The 19,514-nt window shown below is 64.6% G+C and carries 18 protein-coding genes; 14 read left to right on the top strand and 4 right to left on the bottom strand.

Annotation, left to right across the window (positions count from 1 at the left end; genetic code table 11):
- Positions 1 to 2: 2 nt before the first annotated feature.
- The 4 genes from I6F16_RS05960 to I6F16_RS05945 all read right to left on the bottom strand — a co-directional run bounded on the left by I6F16_RS05960 (position 3) and on the right by I6F16_RS05945 (position 3,372).
- The gene (locus I6F16_RS05960; RefSeq protein ID WP_225173494.1) at positions 3 to 1,529 is read right to left on the bottom strand and encodes a thymidine phosphorylase family protein; all 1,527 of its coding nucleotides are present in this window, start codon (positions 1,527 to 1,529) and stop codon (positions 3 to 5) included.
- Positions 1,530 to 1,650: 121 nt separating this feature from the next.
- Positions 1,651 to 1,815, bottom strand: a complete 165-nt coding sequence (locus I6F16_RS05955; RefSeq protein WP_036005811.1) for a Flp family type IVb pilin — start codon at positions 1,813 to 1,815, stop codon at positions 1,651 to 1,653.
- A gap of 259 nt (positions 1,816 to 2,074) precedes the next feature.
- A complete protein-coding gene (locus I6F16_RS05950; protein WP_225155609.1) occupies positions 2,075 to 2,311 on the bottom strand; it encodes a hypothetical protein in 237 nt (78 codons plus the stop codon).
- A gap of 59 nt (positions 2,312 to 2,370) precedes the next feature.
- On the bottom strand, positions 2,371 to 3,372 hold the full coding sequence (locus tag I6F16_RS05945; protein WP_036005804.1) for a Ku protein: 1,002 nt from the start codon (positions 3,370 to 3,372) through the stop codon (positions 2,371 to 2,373).
- 217 nt (positions 3,373 to 3,589) lie between these two features.
- Here I6F16_RS05945 and I6F16_RS05940 point away from each other — a divergent pair, with 217 nt between their 5' ends.
- The 14 genes from I6F16_RS05940 (at position 3,590) to I6F16_RS05875 (ending at position 19,472) form a co-directional block, all read left to right on the top strand.
- The gene (locus I6F16_RS05940) at positions 3,590 to 3,745 is read left to right on the top strand and encodes a hypothetical protein (RefSeq protein WP_167361642.1); all 156 of its coding nucleotides are present in this window, start codon (positions 3,590 to 3,592) and stop codon (positions 3,743 to 3,745) included.
- A gap of 241 nt (positions 3,746 to 3,986) precedes the next feature.
- On the top strand, positions 3,987 to 4,661 hold the full coding sequence (locus I6F16_RS05935) for a response regulator transcription factor (RefSeq protein ID WP_036005801.1): 675 nt from the start codon (positions 3,987 to 3,989) through the stop codon (positions 4,659 to 4,661).
- Between the two features lie 109 nt (positions 4,662 to 4,770).
- Positions 4,771 to 6,147, top strand: a complete 1,377-nt coding sequence (locus tag I6F16_RS05930) for a sensor histidine kinase (RefSeq protein ID WP_225111748.1) — start codon at positions 4,771 to 4,773, stop codon at positions 6,145 to 6,147.
- A 161-nt stretch (positions 6,148 to 6,308) separates the two neighbouring features.
- Positions 6,309 to 7,709 carry a hypothetical protein gene (locus tag I6F16_RS05925; RefSeq protein ID WP_036023270.1) on the top strand — a complete coding sequence of 467 codons (1,401 nt, stop codon included), beginning with the start codon at positions 6,309 to 6,311 and terminating at the stop codon, positions 7,707 to 7,709.
- A gap of 99 nt (positions 7,710 to 7,808) precedes the next feature.
- Positions 7,809 to 8,078: a hypothetical protein gene (locus I6F16_RS05920; RefSeq protein WP_036005792.1), complete on the top strand. Its 270-nt coding sequence runs from the start codon at positions 7,809 to 7,811 to the stop codon at positions 8,076 to 8,078.
- A gap of 132 nt (positions 8,079 to 8,210) precedes the next feature.
- Positions 8,211 to 9,317, top strand: a complete 1,107-nt coding sequence (ccmI, locus tag I6F16_RS05915) for a c-type cytochrome biogenesis protein CcmI (RefSeq protein WP_225111750.1) — start codon at positions 8,211 to 8,213, stop codon at positions 9,315 to 9,317.
- Between the two features lie 34 nt (positions 9,318 to 9,351).
- Positions 9,352 to 9,876, top strand: a complete 525-nt coding sequence (gene ccmE / locus I6F16_RS05910; protein ID WP_057027208.1) for a cytochrome c maturation protein CcmE — start codon at positions 9,352 to 9,354, stop codon at positions 9,874 to 9,876.
- Positions 9,873 to 11,855 (top strand): heme lyase CcmF/NrfE family subunit, encoded by a 1,983-nt coding sequence (locus I6F16_RS05905; protein WP_225152792.1) that lies wholly within the window; start codon positions 9,873 to 9,875, stop codon positions 11,853 to 11,855. Before ccmE ends, I6F16_RS05905 begins: the two co-directional genes overlap by 4 nt.
- A 4-nt stretch (positions 11,856 to 11,859) precedes the next feature.
- The gene (locus I6F16_RS05900; protein WP_036005780.1) at positions 11,860 to 12,342 is read left to right on the top strand and encodes a cytochrome c-type biogenesis protein; all 483 of its coding nucleotides are present in this window, start codon (positions 11,860 to 11,862) and stop codon (positions 12,340 to 12,342) included.
- A 112-nt stretch (positions 12,343 to 12,454) separates the two neighbouring features.
- Positions 12,455 to 13,798, top strand: a complete 1,344-nt coding sequence (locus I6F16_RS05895) for a HAMP domain-containing methyl-accepting chemotaxis protein (protein WP_036005777.1) — start codon at positions 12,455 to 12,457, stop codon at positions 13,796 to 13,798.
- Between the two features lie 220 nt (positions 13,799 to 14,018).
- Entirely contained in the window at positions 14,019 to 15,599 is a 1,581-nt protein-coding gene (locus I6F16_RS05890; RefSeq protein WP_225155614.1) for a Do family serine endopeptidase, read from the top strand.
- 276 nt (positions 15,600 to 15,875) lie between these two features.
- Positions 15,876 to 16,556 (top strand): response regulator transcription factor, encoded by a 681-nt coding sequence (locus tag I6F16_RS05885; protein ID WP_036023302.1) that lies wholly within the window; start codon positions 15,876 to 15,878, stop codon positions 16,554 to 16,556.
- A gap of 181 nt (positions 16,557 to 16,737) precedes the next feature.
- Positions 16,738 to 17,964 carry a TetR family transcriptional regulator gene (locus I6F16_RS05880; RefSeq protein ID WP_162131158.1) on the top strand — a complete coding sequence of 409 codons (1,227 nt, stop codon included), beginning with the start codon at positions 16,738 to 16,740 and terminating at the stop codon, positions 17,962 to 17,964.
- Between the two features lie 275 nt (positions 17,965 to 18,239).
- On the top strand, positions 18,240 to 19,472 hold the full coding sequence (locus I6F16_RS05875) for a branched-chain amino acid ABC transporter substrate-binding protein (protein WP_036005770.1): 1,233 nt from the start codon (positions 18,240 to 18,242) through the stop codon (positions 19,470 to 19,472).
- Positions 19,473 to 19,514 lie beyond the last annotated feature (42 nt).

Here is a 19,514-nt window from a genome sequence, read left to right as displayed (position 1 = left end):
TGTCATTCTCCGAGAGACTTGCCGTTGATCGCATAGCCGTTGTCGGCCGCAGTCGCGCTGGCCGCCAAATCGTGCTCCGACCGGCCGAACGTGTAGACGCGATAGAGTGGCTCGCCCTGCTCGACGCGGTCGCCGATCTTCTTGAACAGGCGGATGCCTGCGCCCTTGTCGAGCGGCGCGCCGGCGGTGCGGGCGAGGCGGTTCAGACGCAGGCAGTCGATCGCGGACACGATGCCATCATGCCTCGCCTCGACGTCGAAGCTGAGCGGTCCGAGCTCGTTGCTGCATGTCGAGGGGCCCTGTGCGTCGATGATCTTCTGCATCTGCTGCAGTGCCGCGCCGCTATCCAGCAGTTCGCGCGCCCGGGCATAGCCGGCCCCGCCGCGCAGCTTGGGATCGTATTCCAAGAGATGGGCGGCGAGCCGGAGCGACTTCTCGCGCAGATCGCGCGGCGCATCCTTGTCATTGCCGAGCACCGCCATGACGTCGTTGGCCTCCAGCACCGGCCCGATGCCGTTGCCGATCGGCTGGCTGCCGTCGGTCGTGATCACCTCGACCGTCCGGCCGAAGCGGTCGCCGACGAATTCGAACAGCTTTCGCAGCCGCATGGCCTCGACGCCGCCGGTGACCTTCGCGGTCGGCCCGACCGGAATGTCGATCAGCAGATGGGTCGAGCCTGCCGCGATCTTCTTGGACATGATGGACGCGACCATCTGCTCGCGAGTATCCAGGCTCAGCGGGCGCTCGACCGAGATCAGGACGTCGTCGGCCGGCGACAGGTTCACGTGCCCGCCCCAGATCAGGCAGCCGTTGCAGGAGGAGACGATCGCCTTCATCTCCTCGACGGAGATATTCACCCGCGCCAGCACCTCCATCGTGTCGGCGGTGCCGGCCGGCGAGGTGATCGCGCGCGAGGAGGTCTTCGGGATCGGCAGGCCATGCGCGGCGACGATCGGCACCACCACCATCGAGGTGCGGTTGCCGGGGATGCCGCCGATGCAATGCTTGTCGACGACGACAGGGGTCGGCCAGACCAATTGCGTGCCGGCCTGCGCCATGGCCCCCGTGAGGGCGAGCAGCTCGTCGCTGGTGATGAAGCTCGCCGACCCGATCAGGAAGGCGGCGATCTCCATGTCGGAGTAACGATAATGGGCAAGGTCGCTGATGATCGCGCCGATCTCGGCCTGGCTCAGAGTTCGTCCGCGGATCTTCGCACGCACCGCTTCCAGGCTCTCCGGAGGCGAGGCGGGCCTGACCGTGACCTCCGTTCCGACCGCTTCGGCGAAGCGCCGGAACGCAGGCTCGGAGAGGCCGATCTCGTCGGGAGCCGCGAGCGTATCGTCGTCCGTGATCAGCAGGGTCGCCAGCAGAACCTTGCCGCCCTGACGAAGCTCGACGCGGCTGAAACCGCGGAAGATCTCCGCGCGCAGCGCCTTGGAGCGCCTCGAGACGACGACGACGTTCTCACGGCCGGTGTCGAGGCTGACGCGGCGGATCTTCAGTTGGGAATGCGGAAGGTCTGGACGCATGGACGGGCCGGCAGCAGGGAGTCGGACCTCCATGCTTAGACGTCGCCGTCCCGATGCTGTTGACCCAGATCATGGCCCGCCGCTCCGGCGGGCAGCCGCTGCGCAGGCCGTTGGCCGGCGGTTACTTCATCGCCGTGCTGACCGAGTTGAACTTGTTGTTGAGCAGCGCAGCGCCCGTGCTGTTGACGATGGTCACGATTGCCAGAGCGATCCCTGCGGCGATCAGGCCGTACTCGATTGCGGTTGCGCCATTCTCATCGGCAAGGAAGGACCTAAGCAGACGCATTGCCAACTCCTGTTCATCCGATCCGATGGATGGTCGCGTCGTTATCGGACTTGCAAATCGATCGAATAAATCTCCGAGCGCGCCAAAACACGGCGATCGCACCTTACCTCGTACGACGGCATTCATTAAATTAGGGTTCCGTCGATCCGTTCAAATGAAGTCAAACCGACAGCCCGGTGCATTGCCTCCATTGGCTTGACCGCTTAACCGATTGTTGAGCCTGTTCGTCAACGAATAGGCAAGGATGTCTCGATCGCGCTCATCCGCGCCGGCCGTCCGTATTCAGCGCCCGCAACATCGCGATGCGGGCGAACATCACCCAGCCGCCGCCGGTCTCGGCCGCATTGATCAAGGTCTCGATCGCCGTCTGCCAATGCGCCTCGTGCTGGGCGTCCTCGGGCAGCTCCATGATGTAGTCGGCGGCTTCTTGAAGCGTGAGCAGCTTGCGCTTGTTGCTCACGCGGACGGGATCGTCGAACGTCGTCGACCAGGGCATGTCAGGCCGGCCGATCGGCGAGGAGAGACATCACGGCGTGATCGCGGGGCGTGGTGCTGTCAGCCGGCCTTCTTTGCCCGCGCCGGCGCGCGCACCGGCTTGTCGGCGGCCTTCTTCGGCGTGGTCGCAGCCTTCGCCGCAGCGTCCTTGCCGCCCTTGCCTGATATCGGCAGCAGCATCTCGCGCTGGCCCTCGACGCGCTTCTTCGGCTTCTTGGCCTTGGTGTCCTTGGCGGTCTCCTTGTCCGTGTCCCTGGCGACCTTCGCCGCGGGGGCCGCGTCCTTCTCGTTCGCGATGCTCTTCTTCAGCGCGTCCATCAAGCTGATGACGTTGCCGCCGGTCTTCGGTGCGGCCTTGGCGGTGATCGGCATGCCGCTGCGCTTCTTGTTGATGAGATCGATCAGAGCGGTCTCGTAATGATCCTCGAACAGCTCGGGCTCGAACGCGCCGGACTTCTTCTCGACGATGTGCTTGGCGAGGTCGAGCATGTCCCTCGTCAGCTTCACGTCCTGGATGTCGTCGAAATATTCCTTCTCGCTGCGGACCTCGTAGGGGTAGCGCAGCAGCGTGCCCATCAGCCCGTTCTCGAGCGGCTCCAGCGCGATGATGTGCTCGCGGTTGGTCAGCACCACGCGGCCGATCGCGACCTTGTCCATGCTGCGGATGGTCTCGCGGATCACCGCATAGGCGTCGTGGCCGACCTTGCCGTCCGGCACGAGGTAGTAGGGGCGGATCAGATAGCGGTTGTCGATGTCGGCCTTGGGCACGAACTCGTCGATCTCGATCGTGTGGGTGGAATCGAGCGCGATGTCGTCCAGCTCGTCCTTGGTGACCTCGATATAAGTGTCGGTGTCGACCTTGTAGCCCTTGACGATGTCCTCGGAGGTCACCTCGTCGCCGGTCTCGGCATCGACCTTGAGATACTTGATGCGGTGGCCCGTCTTGCGGTTGATCTGGTTGAACGAAACCTTCTCCGTATCCGAAGTGGCCGGATAGAGCGCGACCGGGCAGGTCACGAGCGACAGACGCAGAAAACCCTTCCAATTGGCGCGGGGGGCCATGGGCTACTCCAGACGCAACAGCGGACAAGCTTTGAGGATACCATCGCCCAGTTGCGAATCATAGCAACCGCCGGCGCGGAATCTTGCAACGGCGTTAATCGCCGCCTGCGCCGTGTTTGCTGGACCGGAACATCGCCCGAGATGACGCGTTGCCCCGGCAATTCATCGCCGAGGAGGTCGCGGCCATCCGACGCGACAGCCACAGATCGAGGTCACCATGGCAACCAGGCGAGAGCAGAACCGGATCGTCGAAACTCCGACCGAGGCACGCCAGGGCGAGCCCGGACCATCGGTGGCGGCGCTGCTCGCCATCTCGACCGGGCTTGCGATCCTGATCCTCGCCGTCGTCTGGTTCGTGTTCTTCCGGACCTGACGGCCGGATCAGCACGCCGGCACCTTCCGGCTCGCCGCGCGATGCGGCACGTTGCGCCCACCATGCCACCGGCTCCTCCGGCGGCATGGTGGGCGCAGTCGCATTTGCGCGCGCCGGGTCGTATATGACCAAAAAGTAACGTAGCCCGGTTCCCTGCGTTCATATTCAGTTCACGCCGGAATTGCTCATCTGTGGCGGTGTTTATGTCGCCTGTTCTTGCAGCCTATCCTTGGAGAGAAGCGTGCGCCTGCTCGTTGTTGAGGACGACCCCGATCTCAATCGCCAGCTCACCAAGGCGCTGACCGACGCCGGCTATGTCGTCGATCGGGCTTTCGACGGGGAGGAGGGGCACTATCTCGGCGACAACGAGCCGTATGACGCCGTGGTGCTCGATATCGGCCTGCCGAAGAAGGACGGCATCTCGGTGCTGGAAGCCTGGCGCCGCAACGGCCGCACCATGCCGGTCCTGATCCTCACTGCACGCGACCGCTGGAGCGACAAGGTGCAGGGCTTCGATGCCGGCGCCGACGACTACGTCGCAAAGCCGTTCCACCTCGAGGAGGTGCTGGCGCGCATCCGCGCCCTGCTGCGCCGCTCCACCGGCCATGCCCAGAGCGAATTGACCTGCGGCCCGGTTACGCTCGACACCCGAACCGGCCGGGTCAGCGTGTCGGGCAATCCCATCAAGATGACCTCGCACGAATATCGGCTTCTGGCCTACTTGATGCACCATTCCGGGCGGGTGGTCTCGCGCACCGAGCTGGTCGAGCATCTCTACGACCAGGATTTCGACCGCGACTCCAACACCATCGAGGTCTTCGTCGGCCGCATCCGCAAGAAGCTCGACGTCGACATCATCCAGACCGTCCGCGGCCTGGGCTATCTCCTGACCCCGCCGCCGGCCCCGGGCGCCTGAGGCGTTCCGGCCTTTGAAGTATCTTGGCTTGACGGGAGGCCGAACAGGGCCCTTGGTCCGGTCATGACGTCCGACCACCTGCCATCCTGCGCCGCCCGGGATCATTCCGATGGCCGCTAGCTCGCTTGCGAACCGACTGTTCCTGTCGGCGACCGCCTGGCTCGTGGTGATCCTGGCCATCACAGGCGTGGTGCTGTCGTCGGTCTACAAGAACGCCACCGAGCGCGCCTTCGACCGCCGGCTCAATCTCTATCTGCGCACCCTCATCGCCGAGGTCGCAACGCCCGACGAGCCGCCGGACCGCCAGTTCCAGTCGCTTGGCGAGCCCCTGTTCGACCTGCCGCTGTCCGGCTGGTACTGGCAGATCACGCGGACCGACACCGAAAAGCCGGAAGTGCGCTCCTCGCGCTCGCTTTGGGACAAGAAGCTACCGAAGCTCGAAGAGCAGGGTGCCGAGCTCACCGCCGCCGGCATCCGCCTCGCCTATGTCGACGGGCCGGAAGGGCAGAATCTGCGCATGGTGGAACGGCCGGTCGATCTCGGTGCCGACGGCAAATTTCTGGTCAGCGTCGCCGGGGACGATACCGAGATTTTCGACGAGACACGCAGCTTCGACTACTATCTCGGCGGCACCTTCACGGCGCTCGGCATCGTGCTGCTGCTGACGACCGTGTTCCAGGTCCGTTTCGGCCTTGCACCGCTCAAGCGCATCTCGGACGCGATCGCCGACATCCGCTCCGGGCGGGCCGAACGGCTCGAGGGCGAATTCCCGGTCGAGATCGCGCCGCTGGCGCGCGAGACCAACGCGCTGATCGATGCCAATCGCGAGATCGTCGAGCGGGCGCGCACCCATGTCGGCAATCTCGCTCATGCGATCAAGACGCCGCTTTCGGTCATCGTCAACGAAGCCAGCGCGCATGCCGCCGATCCGTTCGCGGAGAAGGTGATGGAGCAGGCGGATGTGATGCGCGATCAGGTCGCCCATCATCTGGAGCGCGCCCGCATCGCGGCACGGGTCTCAGTGGTCGCGACCGTGACGGAGGTGGCGCCTGCCATCGAGGGACTGCGGCGGACCATGGAGAAGATCCATCGCGACCGCGGCATCGTGGTCGAGGCCAAGGCCGATCCATCCGCCAAGTTCCGGGGCGAGCGGCAGGATCTTGAGGAGATGGTCGGCAATCTCGTCGACAATGCCTGCAAATGGGCGGCCTCGCGCGTCCTCATTGAGGTCCTCGTCGAGCCGCCACAGCGGGCCGGCGCCGGCCCGCGTTTGCGGGTCATCGTCGACGACGACGGCCGTGGCCTGTCGGAAGCCGAGCGCGCCCAGGTCGCCCGGCGCGGCAAGCGCCTCGACGAGTCCAAGCCCGGGTCGGGACTGGGGCTGTCGATCGTGACCGACCTCGCGGCCCTCTATGGCGGCAGCCTTTCGCTCGGCAGCGCTCCGACTGGGGGTCTGCGCGCCGAGCTGGTTCTTCCCGGACTATAATCCCTTGTTTCGACGACAATTTCCGGCGCAGCCGAGGCTCCTCCAGCGAAGCATGGGAGGCATTCGAGGCAGCTTCCTAAACGGCTTCTTAAGTGGGGACCCCCTATGATCGCGCCGGACCCATCCCATGTCCGCCATTTTACCGTGCATTACCCGGGCGCATGAGCCAGACATCGATCGAGCGGCTGAGGGAATATCTCGCGCAGCTCCCGCCGCAGTCGCAGGCACTGCTGATGCGGGAGTTCGAGCGTGCGCTGGAGCGCGGCCAGGACACGGCGGTGGCCACCCTCGTGCTCGAGCAGCTGCGCAAGATCGTCCGCAAGAGCGAGGCCGACGAGGCTTTGCCGCCGCGCACGGACGATCTGTCGCGGCTCCTATTCCAGGTGTTGGAACCGTTCCTCGTCGAAGCGGGCACTCCTGTCAGGGCCGGCCAGATTCGCCGCTCCTCGCTGCAGCCGATCTGGCAGTGGCTTGGCCGTGACGGCGCACCGGACAAGGTGAACGAATTCGAGGCGGCGCTGGCGCGCATGCCGGCGGACAGTGCTGGGCAGGTCGAAGCCCTGGCGCAGAAGCTTCAGGCGGTGGCCGCGGACGCCATCTTCGAGCTGACGGGGCCGGGCGGCGGCGACAAGTCGCGGGCGCTGGCCCGGGTCGGACCGCCCAACGTGATCGAGGATCTCTATTCGATCGGTGCGGTGCTCCAGGTCCGGGACGCCATTGCGACATTGAACGAGAAATTACCGCGCACCTTGCGGGCCTTCGGGGATTCCCAGATCGCCTCGGTGACGTCGGCGCTCAACATTCCGGCGCTTCAGACGCCGCAGATGCTGCCTTTCGCCTTGTCGATCGTCGTGCAGCGGATGACCGCGCCCTGGCAGATCATCCGCCTTGCGGTCAAGATAGCGGCGTCCGATGACGAGATCCGCGTCGCGGCGACGCCCTACGGTATGGCCGTCACGATGGCCCTGCACGATTTGTCCTGCGTCGCCGCGGTCCTGCGCATGGACATCAAGCGCGGCCATTTCGACAATGTCGCCGGCAACCTCAAGACGCTGCACGACGGCGTGCGCGGACTGCGCACCGAGCTCGACCTGCGCAACGATTCGACCTGGGGCAAGCAACTGACGTCGATCCGGGCCGACATCTCCAATGCGCTGCAGTCCGAGATCGACAGCGTTCCCGGCCGCGTCCGCCGCATCCTGCGCCAGCGCCCCGAAAAGGACATTCCGCCGGGCGCGCGGATCGACAGCACCGAAGTCGAGGAAACGGTGGCACTGATCGACTTCGTCGCGACGTGCCGCAACTATGCGAGCGAGCTTGCGATCAACGAGGTGACGCTGCGTACCTTCTCCGATCTCCAGCAATATGTGGAACGGTCGACCGAGCAGCTGGTGCAGTCGCTGCGTGCCGCCGATCACAAGGTCCGCACCTATCGGCAGCAGCAGGTGCAGGCCGCGATCCGCTTCTGCCAAGTGCTGTTCGGCGACGATTACGCCTCATTGATGAGCCGGGCCGCCGAAAATGCACTCACGGGCGAGCGCAAATCGTCGCGCGCAGGCTGATCGGCGCGCATTTTTCCTGATCACAATTTGAAGTTGACGACACTGATGGCGCACCGTACTTTCGCGGGTGCAAGTCTGGAAATTTCCATCTGTAGGCGCATGAAACCGGTCATCAGCTCGATTGAAATTGAGAACCGCGTCATCGTTGCCAAGTATCAACGGCTGATGGTTGGAGCCAAGGTGGTGCTGGTCGAGAAGGCCAGCGATCGGCAGCTGCCTGAGACCGCCACCAGGGTTGCATCTCGGGTTCCGGTCGGAGCGCTGCGCATCAGATTGCCGGATGCAATCAAGCCCGGAACATACTTCCTGAAGGCCTTCGACGGGCACGGCGAGCAGGCCGCGCAAAGTATCGACTTCGAGATCGGCTAAGCCGTTGGATTTTCACCTTTTCGGGACGACCTGTGGGTTGCGCCGCCTTGACAATTGTCAATTGCCGCATCGTCCGGCCGTGGTGTAAAGGCACCTACAGGCGCGGTTCGGGCGCCGCCGGAAGCTTGCCAGATGACGCTATGGTTCGTGTTCGCGCTGATGACGGTCGCGGCGATTTTCGCCGTGCTCTTGCCGCTTGGCCGCACCAGCCGCGCGCAGGATCAGGGCAGCGAGGTCGCGGTCTACAAGGACCAGCTGGCCGAAATTGAGCGTGATCTCGCCGCAGGGTTGATCTTGGCGCCGGAGGCGGAGGCTGCGCGCGTCGAGGTCAGCCGCAGGCTGCTCGCGGCGGCGGCCAGCGAGCCGGCAACGGCGCCGAAGTCGAACCTCAAATGGCGCCGTGCGGCGGCCGTGCTGGCGCTTGCCGGACTGCCGCTCATCGCGGCCGGCGTCTACATGCCACTCGGCTCGCCCCGGCTGCAGGACTTTCCCCTTGCGCAGCGGGAGCGCGGGGGTGGCATGGCGCAGTCGCTCGAGAACCTCGTCGTGCAGGTCGAGCAGCATCTTGAGAAGAATCCGACGGACGGGCGCGGCTGGAACGTGCTCGCGCCGGTTCTGGAGCGGCTCGGCCGCTTCGACGACGCGGTGCGCGCCTATCGCAACTCGCTCACCTACAATGGCGAAAGCGCGGAGCGCAGGTCCGATCTCGGCGAAGCGATCTCGGCTGCCGCCGGCGGCGTGGTGACCGCCGAGGCCAAGGCCGAATTCGAGCGCGCACACGCCTTGAACGCCGACGATCCCAAGGCGAATTACTTTCTGGGCCTTGCCGCCGAGCAGGACGGCCGCAAGGACGACGCGGCCAATATCTGGCGCGCGCTGCTTGCGAAAGCGCCTGCGGATGCGCCGTGGCGTGCCCTGGTGCAGTCCTCGCTGGCGCGGGTCGGTGGCGGCGGCACGCTGCCGGCGCTGTCCGATGAGACGATTGCTGCCTCCAAGGACATGGCCGAAATCGATCGCAACGCCATGGTGCGCGGCATGGTCGATCGTCTCGCGACGCGGCTGAAACAGAACGGCGACGATGTCGAGGGCTGGCTGCGTCTGGTGCGCGCCTATCTGGTGATGGGCGAGCGGGACAAGGCAATGGGCGCTTCGGCCGATGCCCGGCAGGCGGTTGCCAGCAACGCCGAGCGGCTGCGCCAGCTCAACGAAGGCCTGAAGACTCTCGGGATCGGCGGATGATTTCGGGACGACAGATGCGGAGAACGGATACGCCATGACGCGCAAGCAGCGACGTATGACCATCATCGGCGGATCGCTCGCCGTGCTCGCGCTCGCGGCCGCGCTGGTGCTCAACGCGCTGCGCGACTCCATCGTGTTCTTCTCGACCCCGACCATGGTCGCCGAGAAGCATGTCGAGCCCGGCAAGCGGTTTCGCCTCGGCGGCCTGGTGCAGCCCGGCTCGCTCCAGCGCGGCGACAATCTTGCGGTGACGTTCGAGGTCGCCGACGGCAACGCCAAGCTGCCGGTCGCCTTCAAAGGCATTCTGCCCGATCTGTTCCGCGAAGGGCAGGGCGTCGTCGCGGAAGGCGCACTCGATGCCAACGGCGTGTTCAAGGCCGATACCGTCCTTGCCAAGCACGACGAGACCTACATGCCCAAGGACGTCGCCGATGCCCTGAAGAAGCAGGGGCACTGGAAGGACGATTACGGTACCCAAGGTTCCGGCACCCAAGCTTCTGGCGCTGCCACCCCCGCGGCGACGACCGCGCAGGGCAATCCGCAGGGAGCGGTGCGGTGATCGCGGAATCAGGACATTACGCGCTGGTGCTGGCGCTCGCCCTCGCACTGATCCAGTCCGTCGTGCCGCTGATCGGCGCGCGCCTTGGCGACGCCGCCCTGATGAACGTGGCGCGCTCGACCGCACTGGCTCAGCTGCTGTTCGTCGGCGCCTCGTTCACGGCGCTGGTGATGCTGCACGTGAACTCGGATTTCTCCGTCGCCAACGTCTACGAGAATTCCCACTCGATGAAGCCGCTGCTCTACAAGATTACCGGCGTGTGGGGAAACCATGAAGGCTCGATGCTGCTGTGGGTGTTGATCCTCGCGCTGTTCGGCGGCTTGGTCGCCAGCTTCGGAAATAATCTGCCGCTCTCGCTGCGCGCGCATGTGCTGGCTGTGCAGGCCTGGGTCGCCAGCGCGTTCTACCTCTTCATCCTGATGACATCGAACCCTTTCCTGCGCATCGCCAGCCCGCCGATCGAAGGACGCGATCTCAATCCCGTGCTTCAGGACATCGGTCTCGCCGTGCATCCCCCGATGCTCTATCTCGGCTATGTCGGCTTCTCGATCTCGTTCTCCTTCGCGATCGCGGCGCTGATGGAGGGACGGATCGATGCGGCCTGGGCGCGCTGGGTGCGGCCCTGGACGCTGGTCGCCTGGATCTTCCTGACCCTCGGCATCGCCATGGGCTCGTACTGGGCCTATTACGAGCTCGGCTGGGGCGGCTGGTGGTTCTGGGATCCGGTGGAGAACGCTTCGCTGATGCCCTGGCTCGCCGGCACCGCGCTATTGCATTCGGCGCTGGTGATGGAGAAGCGCAACGCGCTGAAGGTCTGGACCATCCTGCTCTCGATCCTGACCTTCTCGCTGTCGCTGCTCGGCACCTTTCTGGTGCGCTCGGGCGTCATCACCTCGGTGCACGCCTTCGCCACCGATCCGACCCGCGGCGTGTTCATCCTCTTGATCCTGTGCCTGTTCATCGGCGGCAGCCTGTCGCTGTTCGCGGGCCGCGCCACCTCGCTGAAGCAGGGCGGCCTGTTCGCGCCGATCTCGCGCGAGGGCGCGCTAGTGCTGAACAATCTGCTGCTCACGGTGGCCTGCGCGGTGGTGCTGTTCGGCACGCTCTATCCGCTCGCGATGGAGATGCTCGCCGATTTCAAGATGTCGGTCGGCGCACCCTTCTACAATCTGAGCTTCGCGCCGCTGTTCGCGCTGCTGCTGCTCGCGGTGCCGTTCGGGCCGATGCTGGCGTGGAAGCGCGGCGACCTGCTCGGCGTGATGCAACGTCTGCTCGCGGCCGGCGTTGCCGGACTGGTCGTGGTCGCCATCGTCTGGGCCTGGGTGCGGGGCGGCAGCGCGCTGGCGCCGCTCGCGATCGGCCTCGGCGTCTTCGTCATCGCCGGCGCGGTCACCGATCTGGTCGAGCGGACGGGCCTGGTGCGCCTGCCGTTCGCAACGGTGCTGCACCGGGCGCGCGGCCTGCCGCGCTCGGCCTGGGGCACCGCGTTCGCGCATGCCGGCCTCGGCGTTGCGCTGATCGGGATCGTCTGCGAGACCACCTGGAACAGCGAATACATCGCGACCATGAAGCCGAACGAGACTGCCCATGTCGCCGGCTACGATCTGAAGCTCGACGGGCTGTTTCAACGCCAGGGCCCGAACTACCGCGAGATGATCGCAGAGTTCAAGATCAGCCGCGATGGCGAGGCGGTCACGGTGATGACGCCGTCCAAGCGCAGCTTCACCACCCGCGGCTCCTCGACGACGGAGGCCGCGCTGTTGACCAGCGGCGCGAGCCAGCTCTACGTCTCGCTCGGCGACGCCACCGCCGAAGGCGCCATCGCCGTGCGCATCTATCACAAGCCGCTGGTTCTCCTGATCTGGTGGGGACCGGTGCTGATGGCGTTCGGCGGCGTGCTCTCACTCTCCGACCGCCGTCTGCGGGTCGGCGCGCCGAAGCCGGCGCGGGCCAAGCAGCGCCTCCAGCCCGCGGAATGACCCGATGCGCCGGATGATGGCCGCGTTCATCGCGTTGGTGTTGCTGGCTTTGCCGGCGGCCCACGCCGTGCAGCCCGACGAGATCATGCCGGATCCGGTGAAGGAATCGCGCGCGCGCGAATTGTCGCGCGAGCTTCGCTGCATGGTTTGCCAGAATCAGTCGATCGACGATTCCGATGCGCCGCTGGCACGCGATCTCAGACTGCTGGTGCGCGAGCGCATCGCGGCCGGCGACAGCAATTCGCAGGTGCTCGATTTCCTGGTGGCGCGGTACGGCGAGTTCGTGCTGCTCAAGCCGCGCTTCGAGCTGCAGACCCTGCTGCTGTGGCTGCTCGGGCCGGTGCTGCTGATCGGCGGCGGCCTGGCGCTGTGGCTGCAAATCCGCCGCCGCTCGCGAACTGGTGTGGACGTACCGGCACCGCCGCTCACGCCCGACGAGAAGGCACGGCTCGCGGCCTTGATGTCGGACGAACCCAAATCGCCCTGAAGCCGTCTACGTCGTGCCACGCAGTGCGCGGCAACGGCTGCGTGGTTCATGCTAAATTGACCTTTGTCTGGAAGCTTGTCGCGAGATTTGATTCCAGCTCCTGAGTCCCCCGATGTTCGCGAACAGCAATCTGACGATCCGCTTCCTGGTCGGCGCCGTCGTCGCTGCGTTATTGTTCCTGCTTGGCATCGGCGGCGGCACCGGCTTCATCGCGGTCCTCTATCTCAACAACGAGATCACCAGCCTGTCCTCGAACTTCGCCGCGCTGAGCGGCCCGGCGCGCGACCATGCCATGCAGATCTACCAGCAGGCGCAGACCGCGTTTTCTTATTTCCTGGTCGCCTGCGGCGTGATCGCCGTCGTCGCTTTCGCGATCTGCTTCACCACCTGGTTCGCCGTGCGCAACGGCATCCTCAATCCCCTCGCGGCCATCGTGCATGCCATGCGCGAGGTTGCCGACCAGAAGTTCGAGACATCAGTCCCGGGGCTCGGCCGCACCAACGAGATCGGCCTGCTCGCCGGTGCGCTGGAGGTGTTCAAGACCAACGGCATCGAGCGGCGCCGCCTCTCCGAGCAGCAGCTGCATGAAGCGCAGCATCAGGCCGAGCGGTCGAAATTCCTCGATAACAGGATCAAGCGCTTCAACGATCTCGTCGCCAGTGTCGTCGCCAGCGTGGCGTCATCGGCCGTGCATCTGAAGACCAACGCGGAGACGCTGTCGCGGACCGCCAACGACACCAGCACCAAGGCCAATGCGGTCGCGAGCGCGGCGAGCCAGGCCAGCGCCAGCGTGCAGACGGTTGCAGGGTCCGCCGAGGCGATGACGAACTCGATCGGCACGATCAGCCGCCGCGTCACGGACGCGACCCAGCGCGCCGAAGGCGCTGCAAGCCAGGCGGAGAAGAGCCGCGATACCATTCACACGCTGTCGGATGCCGCCGAAAAGATCGGTGAGGTCGTCCAGCTCGTCCAGGCGATCGCATCGCAGACCAATCTCCTGGCGCTCAACGCCACCATCGAGGCGGCACGGGCCGGCGAAGCGGGCAAGGGGTTTGCGGTGGTCGCCTCGGAAGTGAAGAACCTGGCGCATCAGACCAGCAAGGCGACGGAGGAGATCACCTCGCAGGTCGCCAGCATTCAGGGCATCACCGCGGAGACCCGCGGCGCGATCGACGGCATTTCCAGGACGCTGTCGGAGATCTCGTCGATCATGTCGGGCATTGAGGTCGACACCGCCCAGCAGCGCAACGCCACACAGGAGATCACGCGCAGCGCCCAGGACGCCGCGCGCGGAACCCTCGACGTCTCCAACCATATCGTCCAGATCACCTCCACCTCGGCCGAGACCGGCCGCATGGCGGCCGAAGCCAGGGATTCGGCCGTCGATCTGTCGCGGCAGGCCGAGACCTTGAAGCGCGAAGTCGACGAGTTCATCGTCAGTGTCAGGGCGAGCTGAGGGGCCAGAATTCGCGCCTGCCGCCTTGTCGGGGAACTCGATTAAGTTCCTGTAAGACCACGATTTTTGGCCTGTGCTAAACTGCCGCATCGGCCTCGACCATCATTACGAAAGTTTAACCCCGCCGCCAGCGCGCGGTAAGGCGGGAGTCCCCATCTTCAGGTCCGCAAGGTGCCGGCATCCGGCACCAACAGGAATTCAGGGCTCTGGAGATTTCCGCATGAACGATCGTATCGACCTTTCGAACCTCCCGTCCTACCGGCAGCCGCGCCGGTCGGTGTTTTCCGCGCGCAAGCTCGCGTTGATGGCTTCCGTCGTCGCCGGTCTCGGCGCGGCCGTCTATGGCTTCAGCCCGTCGTCCTCGCCGGCCGACCTGTTCTCCAGCCCGGCGCATGCGCAGGTCAACAACGAGGTCCGCAAGGTCGAGCGTCCGGTCGGATTCGCCGACGTCGTCGAGCGCGTGAAGCCTTCGGTGATCTCGGTCAAGGTCAACATGAAGGAGAAGACCGCGAGCAATGACGACGGCGACGATTCCTCCTCGCCGTTCCAGCCGGGCTCGCCGATGGAGCGCTTCTTCCGCCGCTTCGGTGGTCCGGATGGTTTGCCCCCCGGCCTGAAGGGCGGCCGTGGCCGCGTCGTGCAGGGGCAGGGCTCCGGCTTCTTCATCTCGGCTGACGGCTATGCCGTGACCAACAACCACGTGGTCGATGGCGCCGACAAGGTCGAGGTTACCACCGACGACGGCAAGACCTACACCGCCAAGGTGATCGGCACCGACCAGCGCACCGACCTCGCGCTGATCAAGGTCGAAGGCAGCACGAACTTCCCCTTCGCCAAGCTCGCCGACAGCAAACCGCGGATCGGCGACTGGGTGCTCGCGGTCGGCAATCCCTTCGGTCTCGGCGGCACCGTGACCGCGGGCATCGTCTCGGCGAGCGGCCGCGACATCGGCAACGGCCCGTATGACGATTTCATCCAGATCGACGCGCCCGTGAACAAGGGTAATTCCGGCGGTCCGGCCTTCGACACCAACGGCGAGGTGATGGGCGTCAACACCGCGATCTACTCGCCCTCCGGCGGCAGCGTCGGCATCGCGTTCTCGATCCCGGCCAACACCGTCAAGAGCGTGGTTGCGCAGCTCAAGGACAAGGGCTCGGTCAGCCGCGGCTGGATCGGCGTCCAGATCCAGCCCGTCACCTCCGACATCGCCGACAGCCTCGGCATGAAGAAGGCCGAAGGCGCGCTGGTGGCGGAGCCGCAGGCCAACGGTCCGGCCGCGAAGGCCGGCATCGAGTCCGGCGACGTGATCACCGCGGTCAACGGCGACCCCGTCAAGGATGCCCGCGAGCTCGCCCGCACGATCGGCGGCATGGCGCCCGGCGCGTCCGTGAAGCTCAATGTGCTGCACAAGGGCCAGGACAAGGTCGTCAACCTCACCCTCGGCCAGTTGCCGAATACGGTCGAAGCCAAGGCCGATACCGACAAGGACAGCGGCAAGGGCGCCAGCAAGGGCACCGACGTGCCGAAGCTCGGCATGACCGTTGCGCCGGCCAATTCCGTGGCCGGTGCCGGCAAGGAAGGCGTCGTGGTCACCGAGGTCGATCCGAAGAGCGCGGCGGCCGAACGCGGCTTCAAGGAAGGCGACGTGATCCTCGAGGTCGGCGGCAAGAGCGTGGCAACCGCCGGCGAAGTCCGCGACGCGATCAACGCGGCGCGGACCGACAACAAGAACAGCGTCCTGATGCGCGTGAAGAGCGGCGGCCAGTCGCGCTTCGTCGCGGTGCCCATCGCCAAGGGCTGAGGCCTTCAGGAGGCCTACGAGATGAAGGGTACCGCCGGCATCAGTCGCCCCCGCCGCCGGTGCCCTTCGGGGAAGCAGCGCAACGCTGGCTTCCCTCATCTACCTTCCGGTGGAATTACGCCCCCCTCCGTCGGAAGGCCTAGGGCGGTGAGGTCCCCCCAGCTTCACCGCCCGCCTTTTTCCCCGCTTCGAGCCTCTCCTGCTCGGCTTGCATGCGGTCGCCGCTCGCGCCATGTTTAGAGAAGGTTGACCTCCTTGACCGCCGCCGAACGCACGATGCGCCTCCTCATCATCGAAGACGACCGCGAATCCGCCGACTACCTCGCCAAGGCGTTTCGCGAAGTCGGACACATCGCCGACCACGCCGCCGACGGCGAGGAAGGCCTCGCCATGGCCGAGAACGGCGAATACGACGTGCTGGTGGTCGACCGCATGCTGCCCAAGCGCGACGGCCTGTCGCTGATCGGCGCATTGCGCGACAAGGGCAATACGACGCCGGTGCTGATTCTCTCCGCGCTCGGGCAGGTCGATGACCGCATCAAGGGTCTGCGCGCCGGCGGCGACGATTATCTGCCGAAACCCTATTCCTTCGCCGAGCTGCTGGCCCGCGTCGAAGTGCTGTCTCGCCGCCGCGGCGGTCCCGCCGAGGAGACGCTTTATCGCGTCGGCGATCTCGAGCTCGACCGGCTCTCGCATCGCGTCGCCCGCGGCAAGGACGAGCTGACGCTGCAGCCGCGCGAATTTCGCTTGCTCGAATACCTCATGAAGCACGCCGGCCAGGTGGTGACGCGGACCATGCTGCTGGAGAATGTCTGGGACTATCATTTCGATCCGCAAACCAACGTCATCGACGTGCACATCTCGCGGCTGCGCTCCAAGATCGACAAGGGCTTCGAGCGCCCGCTGCTGCACACGATCCGCGGCGCCGGATACATGATCCGTGACGGCATGAGATAGGGCGTTCGGCGTCGATCTACGGCGCGCCTGCAATCATCGGCTGCGTCTTCATTTGCACCGCCGTCCGAGGGTTGCGGGCGATACTGGCCTAACGCCTCGTCCGATGGCAAGAATATCCGACGTGTGGTAGTGGACGTTTCACCGGGGTGAATCCGTCCACGATCAGGAAGGATATTCAAGCTTGCAAGTCGCCGCCTTCCCGTCCGACCGAGCTGAAGAGATCCTCGTGTCGGCTTCCAAGCTGTTTGCCCGCCATAGCTATGCGAATGTGACGATGGAGCAGGTCGCAGCATCGGTTCGATCGGTGCCGGGAGCGCTGTACCACTACTTCCGCGACAAGGAAGACCTGATCTTTCACTGCTACCTGCGCGGTCTTGCGATCTACAGGCACGAAATCGAGACGGCGGCCGAACCCGGGATAGACGGGCTCGAAATCGTCAGGCGCTTCATAAGAGCCCGGCTGCGGCCTGAAGGCCAGCGCATGATCCTGTTCTCCGACATCGATGCACTGGCTGCGTCTTACAGCAAAGACGTGCATGCCAGGCGCTGGCAGAATGCCGCGCTGCTCGCCGACTTTCTGAAGCGTGGCATTGCCGACGGCTCGATTGCCTGCGAGGAGCCGCTCCTTACGGCCGTCGCCCTCATCTCCATCCTGGATTGGGTTCCGTTCTGGTTCTCCGAGCGCGACTATTATTCGCGCCAGCAGGCGATTGATGCCATTGACGACATCATCACGCATGGGGTGTATCGGCGTGAGATTGCCTTACCGGACATGCCTGAAGCGCCGAGCCTGGCACCATTTCTCCAGTCCCGCTCGAAATTGAACAAGCGCGCCGCGAAGCTGGACAGGATGCTCTCGATTGCTTCGGACAGTTTCAATCGAAGGGGCGCGTCCGGTACGTCGCTCGAGAGCATCGCGGCGGAGGCAGGCATGACCCGCGCCGGCATCTATTATCATTTCAGCGAGAAGGAGCGCCTCTTGCTGGCTTGCCTGCGAAGAGGTCTGGGCGGTGAGATCGGGATTCGAGAATATTTGCAGGACCTGAGGCTCGGGGCGTTCGATTACGTCGTCCAGAGAGTCCGCCTGTTGTTGATGCTGCACGATACCCCTTGCGGCCCGAAGGCGACCTACCACAACATCAACTATCTCAACGACGTTGACCGCAAGCACTATGTCAGGCAGGTGCTCGCAACGATCCAGCAGGACCAGAGAAACCACCAGTGTTGGATCGACGAGGGATACTTCCGCAGCGTCGACACTTACTTCGCCGAACGCGTTCTGACTGGAATGGGCCACTGGTACCCGATCTGGTTCAGGGACGAGCGGAGCTGGTCTCCGATGCAGATTGCCGATTATTTTTCGCGGCTGTTCCTTTTGGGGCTCAAGCCCCGTCGGGGAGTGGTATAAAGCAACCAATCTGAGACCCTGATCGCGCTCTTCATCCTTTCCCGTTCGGACTTGATGTCAGCCGCAGATTGAGCGCGGCTTTGATCCCAAAAGTTGCCTGTGAATTCAATATTCCGGACGGCGCGCGGCAATCTTCACGTTGAGGCCGCAATTACTTCTTGCACCAAAACTTTACACAGTATTCAATATTGGAGTAGCGAAGAGTGGGCGCGACCGACGTTGTGAGTCAGCTTCGATCGCCAAGGACAAGAACATACAAAAGGGAGAAGGCCAGGATGCACAAGCTCGCAATTGCTGCGGCGGCAGCGCTGACGATGCTCGGAGGAGCGGCATTCGCGCAGGAAACAATCAAGTTCGGCTACATCGATCCGCTGTCCGGCGGTGGCGCCAGCATCGGTGAAGGCGGCTTGAAGACGTTCCAGTATCTGGCTGACGAGATCAACGCCAAGGGCGGCATATTGGGCCGCAAGATCGAGATTCTGCCTCTCGACAACAAGACCAACCCGCAGGAAAGCCTGGTGCAGGCGCAGAAGGCCATCGATGCCGGCGCCCGCTTCATCACGCAAGGCAACGGCTCGTCGGTCGCCGCAGCGCTGTCCGACTTCGTTACCAAGAACAACACGCGCAATCCCGGCAAGGAAGTGCTCTACTTCAACTATGCCGCCGTAGATCCGAGCCTGACCAACGAAAAGTGCAGCTACTGGCATTTTCGCTGGGATGCGAGCTCCGACATCAAGATGGAAGCGCTCACCAGCTACATGAAGGATGTCCCCGCGATCAAGAAGGTGTACCTGATCAACCAGGACTACTCCTTCGGCCAGTCGGTGCGTGCGGATGCGCGCAAGATGCTGGGCGCCAAGCGGCCCGACATCCAAATCGTCGGTGACGAACTGCATCCGCTGTTGAAGATCACCGACTTCTCGCCTTATATCGCCAAGATCAAGGCTTCGGGCGCCGATAGCGTCGTGACCGGCAACTGGGGCCAGGACATCGCACTGCTGCTCAAAGCCGCGGCGGACGCCGGCCTGAAGGTCAATTGGTACACCTACTATGCCGGCGGCGCTGGTGGTCCGACCGCAATCAAGCAGACCGGTCTCGACCATCAGGTCTTCCAGATCACCGAGGGCTTTGCCAATTCCGGCCACCAGCCGGCGATGGACTTCGAAAAGACCTTCCGTGCCAAGGTCAACATGTCGCTTTGGTATCCGCGCGCCGTCAACGAGATGCGCATGTTCAAGGCCGCGGCCGAGAAGGCCAACTCGCTCGACCCGGTGAAGGTCGCGGCTGCCCTCGAGGATCTCAAGTTCGAGGTGCTGGATGGCGGTGAGGGCGTCATGCGCAAGGACGATCACCAGTTCTTCCAGCCGATCTACATCTCCTCCTTCGGCAAGCTCGCTGCAGACGAGCCGTTCGACGAGGAAGGCACCGGCTGGGGATGGCATCTGGTTTCCAAGATCGACACATCCAAGACGATGGTTCCCACAACCTGCAAGATGACCCGGCCGTAAGCCTGGAATAGCTTTGCCTTCCCGCAGCCGACAGCGGCTCGC

Source organism: Bradyrhizobium sp. IC4060, assembly GCF_020193715.1.
Classification (GTDB): Bacteria; Pseudomonadota; Alphaproteobacteria; order Rhizobiales; family Xanthobacteraceae; genus Bradyrhizobium; species Bradyrhizobium yuanmingense.
Note: the sequence above shows the minus strand (reverse complement) of the source record. Positions and strands in the feature narration are given on the sequence as shown.

Coding starts and splice junctions, on each gene's coding strand:
- I6F16_RS05930 (WP_225111748.1), top strand. CDS start 4,771: ATGGCCGCTAGCTCGCTTGCGAACCGACTGTTCCTGTCGGCGACCGCC.
- I6F16_RS05950 (WP_225155609.1), bottom strand. CDS start 2,311: ATGCCCTGGTCGACGACGTTCGACGATCCCGTCCGCGTGAGCAACAAG.
- I6F16_RS05940 (WP_167361642.1), top strand. CDS start 3,590: ATGGCAACCAGGCGAGAGCAGAACCGGATCGTCGAAACTCCGACCGAG.
- I6F16_RS05890 (WP_225155614.1), top strand. CDS start 14,019: ATGAACGATCGTATCGACCTTTCGAACCTCCCGTCCTACCGGCAGCCG.
- I6F16_RS05945 (WP_036005804.1), bottom strand. CDS start 3,372: ATGGCCCCCCGCGCCAATTGGAAGGGTTTTCTGCGTCTGTCGCTCGTG.
- I6F16_RS05925 (WP_036023270.1), top strand. CDS start 6,309: ATGAGCCAGACATCGATCGAGCGGCTGAGGGAATATCTCGCGCAGCTC.
- I6F16_RS05955 (WP_036005811.1), bottom strand. CDS start 1,815: ATGCGTCTGCTTAGGTCCTTCCTTGCCGATGAGAATGGCGCAACCGCA.
- ccmI (WP_225111750.1), top strand. CDS start 8,211: ATGACGCTATGGTTCGTGTTCGCGCTGATGACGGTCGCGGCGATTTTC.
- I6F16_RS05885 (WP_036023302.1), top strand. CDS start 15,876: ATGCGCCTCCTCATCATCGAAGACGACCGCGAATCCGCCGACTACCTC.
- I6F16_RS05900 (WP_036005780.1), top strand. CDS start 11,860: ATGCGCCGGATGATGGCCGCGTTCATCGCGTTGGTGTTGCTGGCTTTG.
- I6F16_RS05920 (WP_036005792.1), top strand. CDS start 7,809: ATGAAACCGGTCATCAGCTCGATTGAAATTGAGAACCGCGTCATCGTT.
- ccmE (WP_057027208.1), top strand. CDS start 9,352: ATGACGCGCAAGCAGCGACGTATGACCATCATCGGCGGATCGCTCGCC.
- I6F16_RS05895 (WP_036005777.1), top strand. CDS start 12,455: ATGTTCGCGAACAGCAATCTGACGATCCGCTTCCTGGTCGGCGCCGTC.
- I6F16_RS05960 (WP_225173494.1), bottom strand. CDS start 1,529: ATGCGTCCAGACCTTCCGCATTCCCAACTGAAGATCCGCCGCGTCAGC.
- I6F16_RS05875 (WP_036005770.1), top strand. CDS start 18,240: ATGCACAAGCTCGCAATTGCTGCGGCGGCAGCGCTGACGATGCTCGGA.